Annotated in this window: 7 protein-coding genes; 2 read left to right on the top strand and 5 right to left on the bottom strand. The window is 56.7% G+C overall.

The window, feature by feature from the left end; translation table 11 throughout:
• Positions 1 to 105 precede the first annotated feature (105 nt).
• Positions 106 to 1404 (bottom strand): histidinol dehydrogenase, encoded by a 1299-nt coding sequence (gene hisD / locus CI070_RS02800; RefSeq protein ID WP_094135412.1) that lies wholly within the window; start codon positions 1402 to 1404, stop codon positions 106 to 108.
• A gap of 201 nt (positions 1405 to 1605) precedes the next feature.
• On the opposite strand from hisD, the gene sucC reads away from it, so the two are divergent.
• A complete protein-coding gene (gene sucC / locus CI070_RS02795) occupies positions 1606 to 2787 on the top strand; it encodes an ADP-forming succinate--CoA ligase subunit beta (protein ID WP_094135411.1) in 1182 nt (393 codons plus the stop codon).
• Positions 2788 to 2808: 21 nt separating this feature from the next.
• Positions 2809 to 3702, top strand: a complete 894-nt coding sequence (gene sucD / locus CI070_RS02790; RefSeq protein WP_094135410.1) for a succinate--CoA ligase subunit alpha — start codon at positions 2809 to 2811, stop codon at positions 3700 to 3702.
• A 320-nt stretch (positions 3703 to 4022) separates the two neighbouring features.
• Here sucD and CI070_RS02785 read toward each other — a convergent pair whose 3' ends face one another.
• The 4 genes from CI070_RS02785 to CI070_RS02770 all read right to left on the bottom strand — a co-directional run bounded on the left by CI070_RS02785 (position 4023) and on the right by CI070_RS02770 (position 17126).
• Complete coding sequence (locus CI070_RS02785) at positions 4023 to 4301, bottom strand: hypothetical protein (protein WP_094153252.1); 279 nt, start codon at positions 4299 to 4301, stop codon at positions 4023 to 4025.
• 353 nt (positions 4302 to 4654) lie between these two features.
• Positions 4655 to 14923 (bottom strand): ADP-ribosyltransferase-containing protein, encoded by a 10269-nt coding sequence (locus CI070_RS02780; RefSeq protein ID WP_094135408.1) that lies wholly within the window; start codon positions 14921 to 14923, stop codon positions 4655 to 4657.
• A gap of 35 nt (positions 14924 to 14958) precedes the next feature.
• Positions 14959 to 16653 (bottom strand): hypothetical protein, encoded by a 1695-nt coding sequence (locus tag CI070_RS02775; RefSeq protein ID WP_094135407.1) that lies wholly within the window; start codon positions 16651 to 16653, stop codon positions 14959 to 14961.
• Positions 16654 to 16655: 2 nt separating this feature from the next.
• Positions 16656 to 17126, bottom strand: a complete 471-nt coding sequence (locus CI070_RS02770; protein ID WP_094153260.1) for a hypothetical protein — start codon at positions 17124 to 17126, stop codon at positions 16656 to 16658.
• Positions 17127 to 18774 lie beyond the last annotated feature (1648 nt).

Genomic DNA, 18774 nt, shown 5'->3' with positions numbered 1-18774 from the left:
ACGCCCCTACCGCCATATCCGGCAACAAGGAGACCTGCTGCAATTGGCAACCGTTCCCTGATTCCCCGCTGTTGCATCATGGAGAGAATTGAAAAAAATCCGGGATTACCGGTCCACACGGGCGGCGCGCACCTGAATGGAGTGGTTATGGGCGTCCAGCCCCTCCACCCGGGCGAACTCTGCCACATACGGGGCGGAGTTCAGCACGGCATTCCGGTCCATGCGCACCACGCTGGTGCGGCGCTGGAACTGATCCGCCCGCAAGCCGGAAAAAGACTTGCCGGCGCCGCCGGTAGGCAGCGTATGGCTGGGGCCCGCCAAAAAATCCCCGCAGGCTACAGTAGAAAGGGAGCCAGCGTAAATGGCTCCCGCCGTCCTGATGCCATCCAGCACGGCTTCTTCATCCCGCGTGACGAGCACCAAATGCTCCGGCGCAAAGGCATTAACCAGTTCCACCCCTTCCTGAATGGAAGAAACCAGAAAACCGTAGGCATGCTTGTCCAGCACCTCCCGGATGATGGACCCGCGGCTCAGCAGGGCAGCCTGGCGTTCCACTTCCGCCTCCACCTGCTCCAATAACGCTTCCGATGTGGTGACAAAAACAACTACGCTGTCCGGGCCATGCTCGCCCTGCGCCAGCAGGTCGGCAGCAAGGAACTCCGCATCCGCAGTATCATCCGCCAGCACCATTACTTCACTGGGGCCGGGCAGCAAATCAATGGCAACAGCCCCCACCAACTGACGCTTGGCCTCCACTACAAAACGGTTGCCGGGGCCAAAAATCTTCTCCACCGGTTGCACGCTCTCCGTCCCCAGCGCAAGGGCGGCTATCGCCTGGGCGCCCCCTATCTTGACAATCTCCGTTGCGCCGGAGGCTTTCAGCGCATACAAAAGCGCGGGATTCACCCGGCCGTCCGGCCCGCAGGGCGTGGCGGCCACAATCTCCCGCACGCCGGCGGCCTGAGCAAAACCGCCCGTCATGATGGAAGTGGACACCAGAGGTGCTTTACCTCCGGGGATATAAATGCCCACTCGGTCGTACGGAAGGAACCGCTCCGCTACCTCCACGCCCTGCGCATTCACGCCGGACCAGTCCCGCCTGCGGCTGCGGTCTGAAAAATAATGGATGTTTGCCAGAGAAACGGCAATGGCCTCCTTCACAGACTTCTCCACCATGGCCTCCGCTTCCGCCAGTTCTGCCTCCGTTACGAACAGGGAGGAAGAATCCAGATGCGCTTTGTCAAATCTGGCGGCATAATCAAACAGGGCTTCATCTCCGCGCGCGGAAACATCCCGGATAATAGCGTTCACGGTATCCCTTACGGAATCCTCCGGGAGTGCGCGGCGGTTCATCCGGCGCTTCATCTCGTCAAAGCAGGTATCGGAAGGACGGTAAATTTTCATAAAAGGTCTCTACAGAAAAACGGGAAGGGAGTTTCACAATCTTTAAGCACGCAGTCAAGCCTTCTGTCCTCTTTGATTTCCGACGGAACTTCACGGCGCCTCCGGACAAAAAATCAAAAGACCAAACCATTCTCCCTTGACCGACACCAAAAATAGGCCTAGCCTTTCTTCCGCAAACATTTGGCCAAACGGCCCACTGTCATGAACATTCACGAATATCAAGCAAAACAACTCTTTGAGCGTTTTGGCGTGGCAACCCCCAAGGGCATTGCCGCCTCCACAGCTCAGGAAGCAGCACAAACGGCCCGGAACATGGGCCTCTCCCAATACGTAGTTAAGGCACAGGTACACGCTGGCGGCCGTGGTAAAGGCACCTTCAAGAACGGCTTTAAGGGAGGCGTCCACGTCGTCAAGTCCGTGGAGGAAGTGGAAGAAGTTGCCGGCAAAATGCTCAACCAGGTTCTGGTCACCAAGCAAACCGGGGAAGCCGGCAAGCTGGTCAGCAAAATCATGGTGGCGGAAGCCGTGGATCTCAAAAAGGAATGCTACTTCGCCATTCTTCAGGACCGCGCCCGGGAATGCCCCGTTATCGTGGCCAGTACGGAAGGCGGCATGGACATTGAAGAAGTGGCCGCCACCCGCCCGGAAGCCATTATCCGCGAACACATTAACCCGGCGATGGGCATCCTGCCTTTCCAGGCTCTCAAAATCGCCGTGGCGTTGGGACTGACCGGCCCCCTGCTCCGCCAGGCCACCAAGCTTATCACCAACGTTTACAAGCTTTTCACCGCTCTGGACTGCTCCCTGGTGGAAATCAACCCCCTGGTAGTCACCACGGATGACCGCGTGTGCGCCCTGGACGCCAAATTCAATTTTGACGACAACGCCCTGTACCGCCACCCGGAAATCATGGAAATGCGGGATGAAACGGAAGAAGACCCCCGTGAAGTGGAAGCCGGCAAGTACGATCTGAACTACATCGGCCTGGACGGCAACATCGGCTGCATGGTGAACGGCGCCGGCCTGGCCATGGCCACGATGGACATCATCAAATACTACGGCGGAGAACCCGCCAACTTCCTGGACGTGGGCGGTTCCGCCACGGAGGAAATGGTAACCAACGCGTTCCGCATCCTCACCAGCGACAAGAATGTGAAGGCCCTTCTGGTCAATATCTTCGGCGGCATCATGCGCTGTGACGTCATCGCCCAGGGCATTGTGGCCGCGGCGAAAAACATCGACATGAAAATCCCGCTCGTCGTCCGCCTGGAAGGCACCAACGTGGAAATCGGCAAGAAAATCCTCGCAGACAGCGGCATCGCCATCATCCCTGCCGACAACCTGGACGAAGCCGCCCAGAAAGCGGTGGCAGCAGTCAAATAACCCTCACTATTTATTACGACAATGACATCTCTCATTGACAAGAACACCCGTCTGGTCGTGCAAGGCATCACCGGCAGCGCCGGCGCATTCCACGCCAAAAACTGCATGGACTTCGGCACCAACGTCGTCGCCGGCGTGACCCCCGGCAAGGGCGGCCAGCTCTTTGAAGGCAAGGTCCCCGTCTTCGATACTGTAGCGGAAGCCAAAAGGGCCACGGACTGCAACGCCTCCATGATCTTCGTTCCCCCGCCCTTCGCTGCGGACGCCATCATGGAAGCCGCGGACGCGGGCGTGAAGCTCATCGTCTGCATCACGGAAGGCATCCCGGTACAGGACATGCAGAAGGTGAAAACTTTCCTGAAGGACAAGGACGTAACTCTCATCGGCCCGAACTGCCCCGGAATTGTCAATCCCTCCGCTAACGCTAACTGCAAGATCGGTATCATGCCGGCCTACATCTTCAAACCCGGCAGAATCGGCATTGTCTCCCGTTCCGGCACGCTTACTTATGAAGCCGTCTGGCAGGTCACCAACATGGGCTTGGGCCAGAGCATGTGCATTGGCATCGGCGGCGACCCCGTCCACGGCATGACCCAACAGCAGGCCGTGCAATTCTTCACGGAAGACCCGAACACGGACGCCTTCATCATGATTGGTGAAATCGGCGGTTCCGAAGAAGAAGAAGCCGCTGAATGGATCAAGAACAACTGCAAAAAACCTGTTGCCGCGTTCATCGCAGGAGCCACGGCTCCCAAGGGCCGCCGCATGGGACATGCAGGAGCCATTGTTGCCGGAGGCAAAGGTACTGCCGCCGCCAAGCAGGAAGCCCTGAAGAACGCCGGTATTGTGGTTGCCAAAACCCCGGCTCAAATGGGCGCCGCCCTGGCGGAAGCCATGAAAAACAAGGGGATGTAATCCCCTCTCTTTTTCACCTTTTCATATCCAGCGCCTTCCCTTGCCGGAAGGCGCTTTTTTCATGGTAAAACGGAGTTGATTACATAAGCGGATTTTGTCTGAATGGCAACAGAGGCAATTCCCTCCGCCCAGCAGGACGAAATCTCTGTAACCGAAATATTCTTTTATTTGATCTTTCCGTTGATAATTAATACATTGAACTGAATAACCCACATCCGCGGATTCAGTTCGGCGGAACCGCTCCTCTTCATTTTTCCCCATAAGGGAAAGAAAGATAACCGGGCAAAAGCCAACCCCGCGGATTTCTCCGTGTCACCCCTTCATAAACCAGGCATTGGTTTCTTCATCGTGCCAGACAGCATTCCATGCCTTCCATCCGTGCCTCCGTTCGGCGTAATATCCAAAAGCCGCTCAACTCTGATTTCCGCAACTTCCAATAAAATCCGGGAAGCCCAACGCGGCATGTGAATAATAGCCTCCTGCCCCCACAAACGGTCGCCAACTTTCCCGTAGGGACATTCAATCCACGGGATAAAAATATCTGAAAACTTTCCGCTTCCGTCCTCGGAAACAGCCAGCCTCAAGCCGAACTCTTCCATGAATGCCGGAATCTCCCACCCTCTTTCTTTCAAAGCTTCAGGGAGATCATTAAACTGGTTCAGGCCACACGTGCGGCGGGTTTGATTTTTGTACTCTCCAAATGCTGGCTAGGCATTCTAACCGGCGTTTTGGGCCCAAGTTATTCAAATTTGATAAATATCAAATAAGACAGTCAGACCAGCAAATAATTCCCCACCATTTAATCCCCCTGATTTGCAAAGAAAAAGAGCCTACACCGTTAAAGTGCAGGCTCTTCAAAAAAGAAAGGTTTTGGCGGAGCGGGAACTATTTTAATTATTTACAATTAGAATATTACATAAAAATGACATTATAAATGGCATTACCTGCCATATCACTTCCACTTCACTCCCTTCTCCTTCAGCTCAGTCACAAACTCCTCATACTCCACCTCACTCATCGTCCCCTTCAACTTCTCTACCAGCTCTTTCCTCTTATCTTTCTTTACCCGGCTCACAGCCTTCACAACCTCGGAAGCTCCATCCATCTTCACCCGGTTTTCCATCAACTTCCTCTCTTCTTTATCCAGTCCGACATCCTGATACACTTTCATCCGGCTTGAATAATCCAAACCTTTCACTCGCGCCATCAACTCCTTCCTCTCTTCCATTTTTGCTTTCCGTTCTTCCTTCTCTTCTTTTTTGGTCGCTTGGATCAATCTCTGCTGCTCTCTGGCTTTAGCCATCTCATTATCCCACAGATGCCCCCATGTTCCGGCCATACTCTTCGTCTCTTTCACAATACGCCCCATCACCTGCACCGCAGCTCCAATCTCCGGCCTTCCTGCCGCCGCAAACAATCCCATACCATTCAACCCTCTTCCCAACTGATTCATTACCTTCCCATACTCCTCTTCCTCACCGTTATACATCCTCACTACACCTTCTCCTCCTCTCCATAACGCCTCAGCATGATCGACCATCGTATTACTAAACTTCATGTACTTTTCGCCAGCCAGTTTTGAATAGATGAACTCTATTACCTCAGCCAATCCAAAAATACCGGAAAACGCCCCCATCGCTCCACTCACCGCAAACCCTTTCCACCTATCCCACAAATCCAACTCTTCCTCATCGTCACCTTGCCCCATCACCCACTTGAGAAACTCCACAATCACCTGATTCATGATTCCGTACACCACCCACGCCTGACCAAACCGCCACGCAGCCTCTCCCATACCAATCTCTCCTCTCTTCCACTTCGCAATCGCCATATAACTCAACGCTATCTGCTTGCGCGGATCAGAGCGGAACATCATAAACATACGCCCCAGCGCGTTCGCATGAATCTCCCAAGGGCTCTTCTGCTCTGTCTCAATAGGTTGAGCTGTCCTCCGCACCGCCTTGTCCAGCGCGGCCAACGCCCTCTGCTCCACAACCTCATCACTCAATCCCTCTTTCATGGCTTTCTTCTTGGCCGCCATATACGCAATACCCCCGGAAAACGTTGTAAATGCCGCATCAGTCAATCCAATCGGCAACATCCCGGCTTCCACGGCATCCCCCAGCATGCTCACCTTCATCCTGTTCGCCGTCAAAGCCCGCCTCATTTCGGGACTCATGCCCTGCATCAGCCTTTGTTGGATCGTCGGACTCTGCCAAACCTCCGCCAACTGTCCCGGATTCGCCAATGCCCCAATAAACCCTTTCATGGCATCTGAGGGGGACATATCCGCCATGCTGGAAAACATGGCCGGGAGCTGCTTCAGACACGTCTTCAGGTTATATGAAAGCGCACCCTGAGCCATCGCCCCCAACACCCGGCTCACTACTTGCTGAGCTTGTCCGGCTCCGCCCGAATCCTGCGAACCGTCAAATTCTAAATCCTTCACCCACTTGGTCAAATGTGTCCTTGCCTGCGCCCCATGCACCGCATCAATCTTGTTCCCCAGCTCTCCATTCAACAACACCGCCTTCATATCCCTCATAATCTCCGCAAAACTCGCCCAGTGATCCATCTGCATACTGTGCGCCCAATACGCATTCACACAACTCACCACACGCGGCAGCGCATAATGCTTCCGACGCATCTTGATGCTCCCCACACTCAGCCATCCGCTCCCTCTGGACTCCATCGGATCAACGGCTTCAGCGGCATTATCCGTCACGAAAAACCCCGGAGCATAATTCTGCACTTTAGGCATATCACACCCAAACAACCTCCTGTACACCTCATTATACTCCTTATATCCCCGCTCATACTCCTCCCCTAAATACTCCGCCACCCGCAACGCCCGCACATCAATATGATCCCTCACCTTCCCAATCGCAGCCTCGTCAAAACCCAACGCCTCCAGATTATCCTCATACTCCGGCATCGCGGACATCTGGAGCAAATACGCCGCCTCCAAATCGCTCATCTCCATCTCCACCAGCTCCGCGCCCTGCTCCAGCCATGAAAACTTCACAAACTCCTTCCTGCTCTTCGCCGGAATCTCGCTCAACGCCATCTTCAGGGCATCCATCGCCTTCTGATTCTTCGCCCACTTCGGCATCTGCTCTGCTTCCATCTTACCCTCCGCAACCGCCCGCGCCTCTTCAATCCGCACCCGCTCACTCCTGAACTCGCCTGGCATCTTCACCTCAATCCCCCAAGTCCGATTCTCGCTTAAATCCTTCAACATACCATCCACCACACGCCTCACGCCCAGCTTCACCTGACCATCCACCTTTCTGTCAGCCCTCTTCAAAAACTCCTCCGGCCTCGCAATCCGGTACAAGGCACCGTAATACCGCAACACTCGCCTCTGTCGCACATCATTAAACTCCAGCCGCGCCTTCCTGATGCCCTCTGCAAAATACTCCGTCACCTTCCCCTCTCCAAACAAATCCTCCATCAAATTCTCAAAACTCACAAACCCCCGCACCAAATTCCGCATCCCCTTACCCACACCCACATCATGCTTCGCCGCTCCGGTGCGCTCATTCACGCTCACCGGCTGCTCACGCCCCAGCCCCTTCCCGGCCTCATCCAGCAAATCCGCAATACGCTCACGCCGATCCTCCCAAAACGCCTCATTCGCCAGCCTCCCGGCAGCATACATCTCCTTCAGGGCATCCAGCGCGGCCTGCACTCTTTCCAAATCAGCCGTCAGCCTCCCGTGCATATTCCTCTCATACAACCCGCCAAACGCATCCAGCGCACGTACCCACTCCACCGCCTCATCATACTCAGCCCCGCCAATCAATGCCTTCTCCTCCACCACCTTCTCAGCCGTATTCTTCGCCGTTTCCAGCTCATCCGCATCCAACTCCAACGCCCTCTCCACCATATCCAGCCGCTTCTGAATCTCCGCATTCATCTTCCCACGCCGTACCCGGTTCTCGCCCACACTTGCCGCCGCCCATTTTCTAAACCGTTCAAACTCCTTAAATCGGCTCTTCTTCCCTTCATTCACAATATGCCAATCCACATACTTCACCATACGCCTCAGCGCATTCATCCTCCCCCTCCACGTCTTCTTCTCCATCACCTCCTCCCGGTAGGAAGCAACAACCTCCGGCCTGATCCCCCCGCGCACATCCCTCGGCAGCTCCGTCACCACGGCATCACATACGGCCATCACGGCCAGCATCCGCTCCCTCACAGCCTCATCATCTCTTCCCTGCTCATCCTTATACACTCCATCCCTTGTAAACCCGTTCGCCTGCAACGCGCTCTCCAGCCGTTTCTGCATTGCTTCATACAACCTTGCTTCCTGCTCGTAAGCCTGCCCCTGCACAGCCGTCAAATAATCCCACACACTCTGCCCGCCACGCATCATCCGCATGGAAAAAGATACATCAGAATTCCTTGAATTAAATCTCTTGGAAAGAGGTATAACCCTCTCTTCATAATTAAACCGGTAGGGAATCAGGGAGAACTTCTTCTTTTCGCTATCCCATTCTCCGGGATCGTACCCTTCATACTCTCCATTCTCGTCTCTTACCTCTACAAGATCATAAGTGACAGGGTCCAGCAGCTTACGGTTATTCTTCGTATTGCGATAGGCATAATTCACCCCGTCATCGTACCCCCACTCGCAAATATCATCCCCGTTCCAATACACATCCTTGATGGACACCCTGTGTGAAATAATCCTGAATTTTCCATCCAGGCTGGACTCTCCGTGTTCGCGGGCATACTCCATGGAGGGAGTTACCCAATCGCCGCCCCGGAAATCACCTTCCTTAATCTCACGGGGGACAGCCCTGTACATGGCAATCGCCGGTATCTTGTTGTTCTTCCCCTTTTCCAGAAGAGACCTCCTTTGCTCCATAGCACGCCTCACGGCGGACAAAGCATTCATGTGAGCATTATCCCAGCCCAGTTCAAGATTCCGGGAGGAATCAAGAATCATTTCTTCCGGGATGATTCCGAACCCATCCGCCATATCCAGTAGGCTGACTTCCCCATTCTTCTGCCGTTCCTGCGGGGTATCGCCGGACTTGCTCGGAGCCCTGTGGTCCATTTTCCAGCTATCATCTACGACATACCCTTTTGCCTTGGCAAACTCATTCACCATGCGCTGGGCTTTCTCCATATCGCCTTTCTCCACGGCATCCAAATACTCCCGGTCAAGTGCTCTAAGTCCCCTGACAGAAAACGTAATATCCGGGTTCTCGCTGTCAAACGTACCCCGGTTATCCGTGGCAGACTTGATCTGTGTAGAATCGAAAGCGACGAAAATGACACTACCCGGCACACTGCCTCTGATGCCGTCATTTTCCGCATCCAACATCAAATCATTAGGAGCGGGATTCCTGATATTAAGAAAACATTCGAGGATATTTCTTCCATAACTCTGTGCCGTATAGTAATCCGAGGCAAAATAAAACCCGTCTCCGTAAAGATTCTTTCCCTTATTTTTCTTGGCGCCGCCTGAACGCATCATGCTTTTCTCAAACACCGTAAAGCCTCGATTCTGCGTCCCATGATACACCACCAATGGCTCTCCGTTCTCGTCAACTACCTTGGAGGCCTGCTCCGGGTCATGCTCCCAATCCCCAAACCAATTCTTAAACGCCTCCGTGCGCACAGCAAGCCATTGGTCTTCCGTCAACTTCGTTTCTTTCCCATTCGGGGCCTTCATGAACGTGCCCTCAGTTTCCGCTTTCTTCTTAATATCCGCCTTTTCCCTTATAGAAAACGTTGCCGACCCATCCACATAATCCGCCCACTCTCCCCCGGTGCTCTCATCCGCAAACGCCGTAATCTTAATATCGTTGCCATCAAAAATCACGTAATTATACGTCTGCTCTTCCTCCGCTTTCCCGCGGGTATAGCCGTCTGCGTACCTGATGCCTTTAATATCGCTGGACAGCAAAGACACGCTGGCGGCCTTCTGTGCCTCCTGTTTCGTGCCATCTTCTCCATCCCAAAAAGCATCAAACAACTCCTGATAAACATCTTTGCCGCTCACGTTTTCGCCGCGGTAATCCGCCCGGCTTTCGGCACGTTCCAAAGCATACCGCACCTCTTCCACCGGGGAATCCTTCAACAAAGAAAGAACCGTCTCGTCCACGTAATCCCAGCCCAGCAGCTCAGAATCCTCTACATTCAACTCTACCTTGTAATTGGAAGGCATGCCCGGCCTGACCTCTATCTCGTCCAGAAGATCAATCAGGGAACGGTAAACGCCGTGCAGCTGGAGCATCTTCTCCAGCGTCTGGTGGTACGTACTCCCGTATTCCATGGAATGTTGAATGTCCTCGCGCAACTCTTTCTTAATCGCTTCTATCTTTCCCTCATCCCCTCTGGCGTCAGACAAATCGCCGAGAACAGTCCAGATCATATCACTCGCATCTTCCTTCACCTCCGGCAGGGCATCCTTCGGCAACAACCTGTCATACAGGGCTTGATGCATCACCTCCATATTGGAAGTCTCCACATCGCCGAACTTCCATGTCGCATTATCCTGCGCGAACCAGTTCATATAATCCCGGTTCACCTTCTCTGACTCCGCAAAATACAGCCCCCAGCCATACGCCTGCGCTCCCTCGCCCTTGCCCATGAACGCCGTATCAAACTTCCGGAAACTGTGAGGACTTGCATGCAGAGCGCGGACAGACATCGTTACATCGCCATCCGGCTTCACCACCACCGCATTCTCCGCAGCCAGAACCCCATGCTCATCAAAACCACCTTGCGCCTCCACATCCTGCACACTCACCTCACGCCCTTCTCTTCCTTGTCCAGCTAAATCTCTGTCAACATAATTGACAAACTCCTTCAACAACGCTACCCTTCCCTTGTGGGGTACTCCATCCCCTGCCTCGCCCGTGTTTGGGACGCGGGGTCGTTGCAGGGTGGCGGAAGTACCCTTCATGCTATCTACGTCCTCCACCGTGGAAGCATCCAGATCATAAAACAACTCCCCATTCTTCCCCTCTGCCACGGCAATATTCACATAGGCCAAATCAGCACTCCCATCATCGGAAGCCCCCTTGAAATCCGCTTTCGTCAAATAATAATGAAATCTGGCTATATTAGGCTTACGTTTCAAATCTGAATTCTCGCCGGAATAAATAAACTCAGCCCGCCCGGCCAACTCCGGCAGCACGGCTAACGCAGCTAAAACCCGTCTATCGGCTGCATGCTGTTTCACTTCCCTCCACCCCTTGCCTCCCACCTGCACCCGCTTCCCGTCCCCCATCACCAGCGCATACCCCTGTTCCTGAGTCTCCTTCTGCAACACTCTATACCGTTCCCGAATATCCCCCAGCGCATCCTTCAAATCAGAAGCATACGCTGCCGGCACATCCGCAGCAACAGGCTCCATCCCCTCCACCCGGTGGAACGCATCAGCCACACGCCGGGCCTCCGCCATCGGTACGCGCCTTACCCTGTCCCCCATGCTGAAACTCACCTCCTGCCCTTCCCCTCGCGCCGCATACCGCTTATACCCATACACCACGCTATCATACACCGCGCTCAACAACTCCCCGGAATCGGCAAAATCAAACCCGGCCTCATTCGCCGCCTCCAGCACATCGGACACACGCCCTTCCCGGCTGAAAAACTGCTCTGCACGCGCCACCACCCGTTGCTCAAAACTCTTCCCCAGCGTACCATCCTTCCTGCGTCTGCCCTTGGCCGTCCGCGTCGTCGTCAGGGCATCATAAATCCGTTGCAGCTCTCCGGTTAAATCGGAACCGGCCTCAGCCGCCGTCTTCGGGTGCGGCAGCCTCCCGGCCACCCACTCTCCAATCTCCGGCACATCCCCCATCGCCTCCGCCTCAATCTGCGCCTGTTCCTCCCTCCTCGCGCGCTCCGCAATCGCCGCCTCGTCAAACCCGGCAAAATCATTCAACAGGCGGCGAAACTTCTCGCTCATCTTCCCCTGTACGTCCGCGCCCAGCATCTTCTTCGCCAGCATCACATCCTGTGCAAACTCAAAATACTTGGCAAACAACAAAGCGAACATCTTGAACCACCGCCGCAACTTATCCGGCAGCCTCTCATCGGAAATGTGCCCCATCAAATGTGCTCGCGCCGCCTTGCTCACCCCTTCGCAAACCGCCTGTAACCTGTCCACCCCTTCCCCGGTCGCCAAAAACGTCTCACCCGTTGCACCCTCCAGCCGCTTCAGTTCATCCTCAAACTCCGCCACCGTCCACTCATTATCCTTAATCAACACCTTCGTCATCCCCTCCGTCCACTCCTCATAAACGTCAAACGGATTAGCCCCCCGGTACAATCTGCTCACCACCTCATACCGTCCGTTCGCAAACTCCTGCGCCACATTGGCTCCGTACACCCGCAACCGGGCAGCATCCACCCCGGCCTCCACTCCCATCTGCGCCGCATAAATCCTCTCCCGGCCTTCGGCAGACTTACGCATAAAATCACCCTGTGTCTTCAACTGCGCCAACGTCATCGGCACACTCAACTTGCTCCGGTCAAAACTCATCCGCCCATCCTGCCCCACATCGCTCAAATGCTGCATCATCTCCTCATTCGCTTCATCCTGCACCCTCCCAACATACCCCTCATCCTTATCCCGGTACTGCCGCAAGCTGCTCTTCAGCCCGGCCACCACCTCATCCTCCCGTTCCTCCAAATGCCGCAGCACGGCCTCATACGCATCATCATACGTATCATAAAACTCCGGCCTGTCCCCCAGCTCCACCACATACTGCATCTCCTCCGTAAACTCATTCATCTCCTCGCGGATCGGACTCGCCCCGAACTCCCGCAACTGCTCATTCACAGCCTCCACATACTGCTTCATCGCCTCCTTCTCATCCACTTGCCTTCCACCCTTGCGCTCCGGCACAGGCCCATGCTCAAAACTCAGCACAGGCCCACTCCCCACCTCGCTCACGCCGCCGCTCTCCGGCCCCTTCACACCCACCACAGCACCCTTCCCCTCCTGCACCTCCGCTCCATCCACACGCACCTCATCCACCCCTCGCGCCGTCTCCGCCGCATGCGCTTCAGCGGCGGCCACCACATCCATCGTCCTCACCCCGCCGCGGGCAGCCAGCTTCCTCATCCCGTCCGCGTCACCCAGCCCCACCTTCACGCCGTCCACCTCCTTCCCATAATTTTGGCGCATAAAATCCTGAATCCCATCCTGCATCATCGCATACCGCGCCACGTCACTCTCCTCCGCCCGCATCCGGGCAAGCAGGGAATCGCTAAAACCAAACGTCCGCTTCAGCTTCCCATACTCCCGGCTCAACTGCCGCTGCATCCCGGCCTCAGCCGTAAACCGCGCCCCGGCCCCCACCAGCGCAAACGCCAGCACGGAACCAAACAACTCCATATTCTGGTCACGGTTCGTAAAATCCTTCCAAAACCGCTCCCAATCAATCCCCGGAGCCTCCCCGGCCATCACGGAAGCCAAACTCTGCATCACAGGATCGGCCAAATCCTGCAACTTCTCCGTCGTCATCTCCTCGCCCAGCACCATTCCCCCAGCCACGCCGGAACGCGCCCCTGCCCGCAGGGCGGAACTCTTCAGCCGCATCGCCTGACGGCTCAGACTCAACTTGCTCATCCACTTATCCACAAACGCGCTCCCGGATCTCAACCCCATCACTCCCTTTGCCACGATCGCCCCGGCCCGATCCAACGCCCCTTGAACCGCGCCGCTCGCCGCCGCGCCTCCCAGCCTCGCCAGCCTGCCGCCATCTGGACGCTCCTGCACGGCCTTACTGTAACTATCCCCGGCATAAGACATCGCCGCCACTCCGGCCCCCACGCCGGAAAAACTCAACGCCGTAATCGGCACAGACCGCACCGCGCTCAGCACCCCATTCCCAAACCACCCATACTCCGGCTTGTTAATCGGCCTGTACGTCCCCTGCGCCATCGCCAGAAAAGCATCCAGCCTCCGGCCATACTCATCCGCCGCCTTCGCGTCAGCCTTCAGGGCAGACCCGTCCCCGCCAAACAACTCCTTCACTCCCCCCGCCACATCCAACTGTGCGGCAATCCCGCCGCGCAACAAAGACCTGATTCCATTACCTAAATCCTCCCAGCCACGGTTCCCGGCCTTCCATACATTCGCCATATAACTCCTCTCATTCCCGCCCTTGCGCTGCACAATCTCCGCCAGCGCATCCATCTGGGCATCCGTAAGGCCATCCATCGCCTTCAGGGCTTGGTGGATTGAAGCCATCCCCTCCGGCTGAAAAATCCGGTTCGCCGTCCCGTCAGCATACTTCACGGCCCACTCCAGCCCCTCCATCACGCGCGGCAATACCGGCTCCAGCCCTCGCCTTGTCCTCTCCGCATCCGCCTTCACCCATCGCAATGTATTCCCCACCTTCTTATACATATCCTCTCCCATTTGTCCCCTCTGCTCCCACAACGCCTGTCTTCCGTCCCCGCCCGTCAGCACAGCCTGCCTCACGCTCTCGGCAGCCCCCTTCAGCAACTCGTCAGCATGAGCATCCTCCTGCGCCCGCCTGCTGAGAAACCTGTACACCGTCAGCCCCGGCTTATTAAAATCAATCTGCTCCCCCTGCTCCTTCAGCCGTATAGCCATCTGTTCCAGTAGCGGAACCCCGTTTCGCGCCGAAACCTGATTCTCGGTATATCCTCCCTCATCCAACGCCCATCCCAGCACCAGCGACCGCGCTCGCAACTCATCCCCCAGCTCATTATCCGGGAAAAACTGCGCCTCAAACTCCTTCTTCACACTCTCCGGCACCTTCTTCAAATCCCCGTTAAACACGCTCCGGTGCCAATCCACCTTATCCTTTCTCCTCGCATACTCCGCCTCATCCTCCTGAGCACTCTTAAACGCCAATGCATCAGGAAACAAAGGCATGCCGCGCCTTGTCCTCTCATTAACATACTCCTGCACCTTGGCTCTCTCTTCGCCCAGCACGCGCTCCTTCTCCGCTTTCATCGGATCATCCCCGCCCTTCCTCAAATCGGCGGCCAACATCTTCCCGCGTTGCCAGCTCCGATAAGCGTCAGCCTGCCAACCCTCCCCCTTCTGCCGCAAATACCGATCCATTGCCGGATCAATCTCCACAGGGAACAACTGCCTGCCCTCTCCGTCATCATAAACAGCATTCGCGCTCTCTTCCAAAAATTTATCCCTCTTCCCGCTACGTTCAAATTCCCTCGCCTGAGCCGCTACCTGTGAAATATCATTACCAAACATAAAAACTTTTAACTATTAAACATTAACCAGAAACATCACTTCTCCCCATTCTCCCACGCCCACTTCTCCTCCACCACCCGCTTCAATGCCGCTACATCCTTGGCGGACTTCACATCTAAAACCTTGAATACGGCAGCATGGCACTGCCTCAAATCCTTCCCTTTCATACTCACACCCTCCAGAACCTTTCTCCATCCCTCCCTGTTCTGAGCCGGAGCACCCCAATCCCCATTCAGCGGAGGCAGCAGAGCAGCATTACCTTGCTCATTCATATCCACCCCCAACTCATCCAGCACCTCACTCGCGCCAACACTCTTCAGCTTCACTTCAGGCTCAGGAGCCGCCACACCCGGAACATTCTGACGGCCTGACAACTTCACCCCTGTACCATCCGCCGCCAGCCTCTCAGCCTGTGCCCTAATCTCCTCTCGGCTTGCCCCCGGATTCTCTCGTACCCACCGCTCCAGCCCCTGTCTCACCTGATAAGCCGCCGCCATAGACCTCTCATACCCGGCAAAATCTCCCTCTTTCTGCGTCTCTTTCCACTTCCCGAACACCTCTCCATCCACCATCCCCTCAACCACACTCGCCGCTTCCCTGGCCGCCCCCCGGAACCGTGCGGGCACATTCCCCACGGCCAGATCCTTCAGCTCCGCCATCATCCTCTCCTTCGTCGTCTTGGAAAGCATGGACGTGGCAATCTCCCTCTCCACCTCCGCATACATCGTCCCGTCAACATCCAAATCAGGCTCATACCCCCGCAACAAACCATCCACCCGCATAAAATCCTCCGGACTCGTGTACAACTCCGCCTCCTCCTTCCCCATCTTCTCCACAGCCTTCCTCCGCCGCTCTTCCGCCGCCCGCAAACTCATCGCGTCATCCACGGCCACGCGCCCCTCCTTCACATCCTTCTCCAAATCATTTCCCCGGAACTCCCGGCCCTCAAACGCATCCATCACATACCCCTGAGCCACTCCGGCCTGAGCCTTGCGCCTTGCCGCCTCCGCCTGTTTCCGGAACCCCTCAATCACATCCGGCCTACCCTTCACCGCATCCAGCCCTCCCGACTTCTCCAGCGCATCCAACCCATGAAAAGGATCTCTCTGAATCGCCGTCTGCACCCTGCTCTCCGTCTCCTTGAAACTCACATCCTGAAACATCAACTGCTGCTCATCCGGCTCCATCACCCCCTCCGCGCCAGCCGTCTGCACCGCTTCCCTCGCGCCATAATAATCCCCACCCCTCAGGCAAAAATCATACCTCGCCTTGAAAGACTTGGCAGCCCTCTCCTTACTCGCCAGCAACTCCCTGCGCCCGGCATCAATACGGCCCGTTGACGTAAACGCATCATACCACAGCCGCGCCCGCTCCTTCACCTCCGGCGTCTTAAACTTAACCTTGCGGAACATAGGCCCCAGCCTCTTGCTCACCAGCGCATTCCAGCGGGCCTCCCTCCCCGGCTTATTCCCCGCCGCCAGCTCGGCATTATCCCATACCCCCCTCTCCTCCTCCATCAACCTCTTCACATCCTCAAAACTCCCCGCATCGGCCATCCTGTCCGCCTTCTCCTGCAACCGCGCCCTCTCCTCATCCTCCCGCGCCAGCAACCTCGTCCCGGCCCCCATCTCCCCGGCCATCTCCGCCGCCGCGCGCGCCGGAGCCGTTGCGGCCCCCGTATCAGCCAGCACAGGCTCATGATACCCGCTCAACAAAGAAAACTTATCCATATCTACTTGAAAGCATTAAAAGCCGTTGCGCCGCCCTGCACCACGCCGCTCAGCAAACTCCCGAATCCGGACACCTTGCCGGCCCGCTCCGCCTGCCTCCCCTTCCACCTCTCCATCTGGGCCTGCTCCCTCATGGCGGAAGACCGCTGCAAACTGCGCGCCGCCAAATCATTCACCTCCTGCTCAAACCGCGTCGCAACCTTCATCTCCCTCCCCAGCGCGCTCCCGCTCCGTTCCACGCCGCTCGCCGCTGTCTGCGCGGCGGCCTGCCCTGTGGCCACCCCCTGCATTGCCCGCATCCTCATCTGATTCTCCGCGCTCTCCGCATCCAGCGCATCCGCCTCCCTGTCCAGCGCGGACGCATTATAATAAGCCGTCTGCCGCGCCTGCCGCCCGGCTTCCCTCTCGGCGCGTCCCCGGAACGCGCCGGCCAGCCCCTGAAGACCGGCCATACCTAACTGAAACCATTCCATAATATAATATCTATCAATAAACTACTTTGAAAACTGCACATCAAACCCCAGCAAACGCACATCGCCATCCCCGGCGCACCGCAACTCAAACACCAGCTCATCACTCCACACCCCCGGCACCGTCAAATCCTGCCAGCCGTCCAGCACATCGCCCCGGCTCCTGCTCAACTCCGTCAACCGCCCGCAAAACCCTGCACGCACCCCATCCGCCGCGCTCGCGACAAACCGCGCACGCACGCTCACACTCCCTGACTTTACCCCCGCACCCTGCTCAAACGCAAGCCCATTTGTAACCAGTACGGACTCATACGGCGCCCCGGCATCTCCCCCACGGCTCCATCCGTCCCGGAACACGCCGCACCCCTCCACCAGCCGCTCCAGACTAACCCGGCCATCACGCTCCACAGCCAGCCACACCTCATCGGCATCCTGCCCATCCATCACGGCCACGCTCAACGCCCTGCCGCCCCCTCCCAGCACATGCCTCGTCCACGCGCACACCCGCTGCTCGGCATTATACGTCAGAACAGCCAGCCCGCCATCAGCCCTCACCCCCCAAATCCTCACCTCCGGCACGCGCTGCACGGCCAGCCCCACAAACCCTCCCGGCCCGCCTGCATGCTCGGCAAACGTCGTCGTATCGGCGGCCCTGTACCCGTCCGCCTCAAAACTGTACCCCAGCTCCTTCACCCTCATCCCCCCTCTCTGGACAAACACGCATCCTCCATCCGTCGCCTCCGCATCCACCCGGCTGCACCCCACCCTCAACTGCACGGCAGCGCGGCAAAAATCAGGAGTCACCACGCCGCCCTCGCCTCCGCTCAGCCGCCAAACCTGGGCCGTGGAACCAATCAACAAATCATTCACGCTCTCCATCCACACAATCCGGTGGCAATCCTTGGCCGCCAGCGTCACCTGAATCGCATCTTCATCGCTGTCCCCAATCTGGAAATTGGCAAAATCATCCACCACGCTCCCCCACACCGTCTGTGGATTCGCCGCCGTCCCGGCCAGCCACAACCTCCCTTGGTGCATCGCCACAGCACTCGGCCACCCGCACCCTCCCCCAAACATCCCCCTGCTCCACACATCCGTCACCGCCCTCTCATACGGCAATCCGGCCCCCCCATACGTCTTATAACTCAACCTCAGCACCCTCCACTTCATCCCACCCATCTCTGCCGCCGTCCAAACCTGATCAACGCCTCTCCCCACGGCACCGGACAAAAAATTCACCATATCCATCCCCCCGCTGCGCCACCCGCACCACTTCCACTTCCTCGGCCAAAACCCATTCACCGTCACCTTGCTCTCGATCGTCTTGCCATCCTCCAAATCCCATACAAACTCGCCCCAACCGCCAAAACCAAAATACAACAACACCACACGCCCATCCTCCCTCTCCACACACCCGGCCAGCCACAAAAAGGAACCCATCTTCTCAACCACCTTCCCATCCTCATACAAACACACACTCCCCATGGCAGCCTCCCCATCCGCCACATCCCCAGCACTCTCTCCGCACAACAACACAGCCCGGCCATCCCGCAACGGCATCACATGCCAGACAGCCTTCTTGCTCCCGGTCACCGTGCAGGCAGTCAAACTCTGCGCCACAGGATCATACACCTGTCTCTTATACACATCT

Origin of the sequence: Akkermansia muciniphila, assembly GCF_900184965.1 — a bacterium.
GTDB lineage: Bacteria > Verrucomicrobiota > Verrucomicrobiia > Verrucomicrobiales > Akkermansiaceae > Akkermansia > Akkermansia muciniphila_A.
This window is presented reverse-complemented; position numbering and strand designations above follow the sequence as displayed.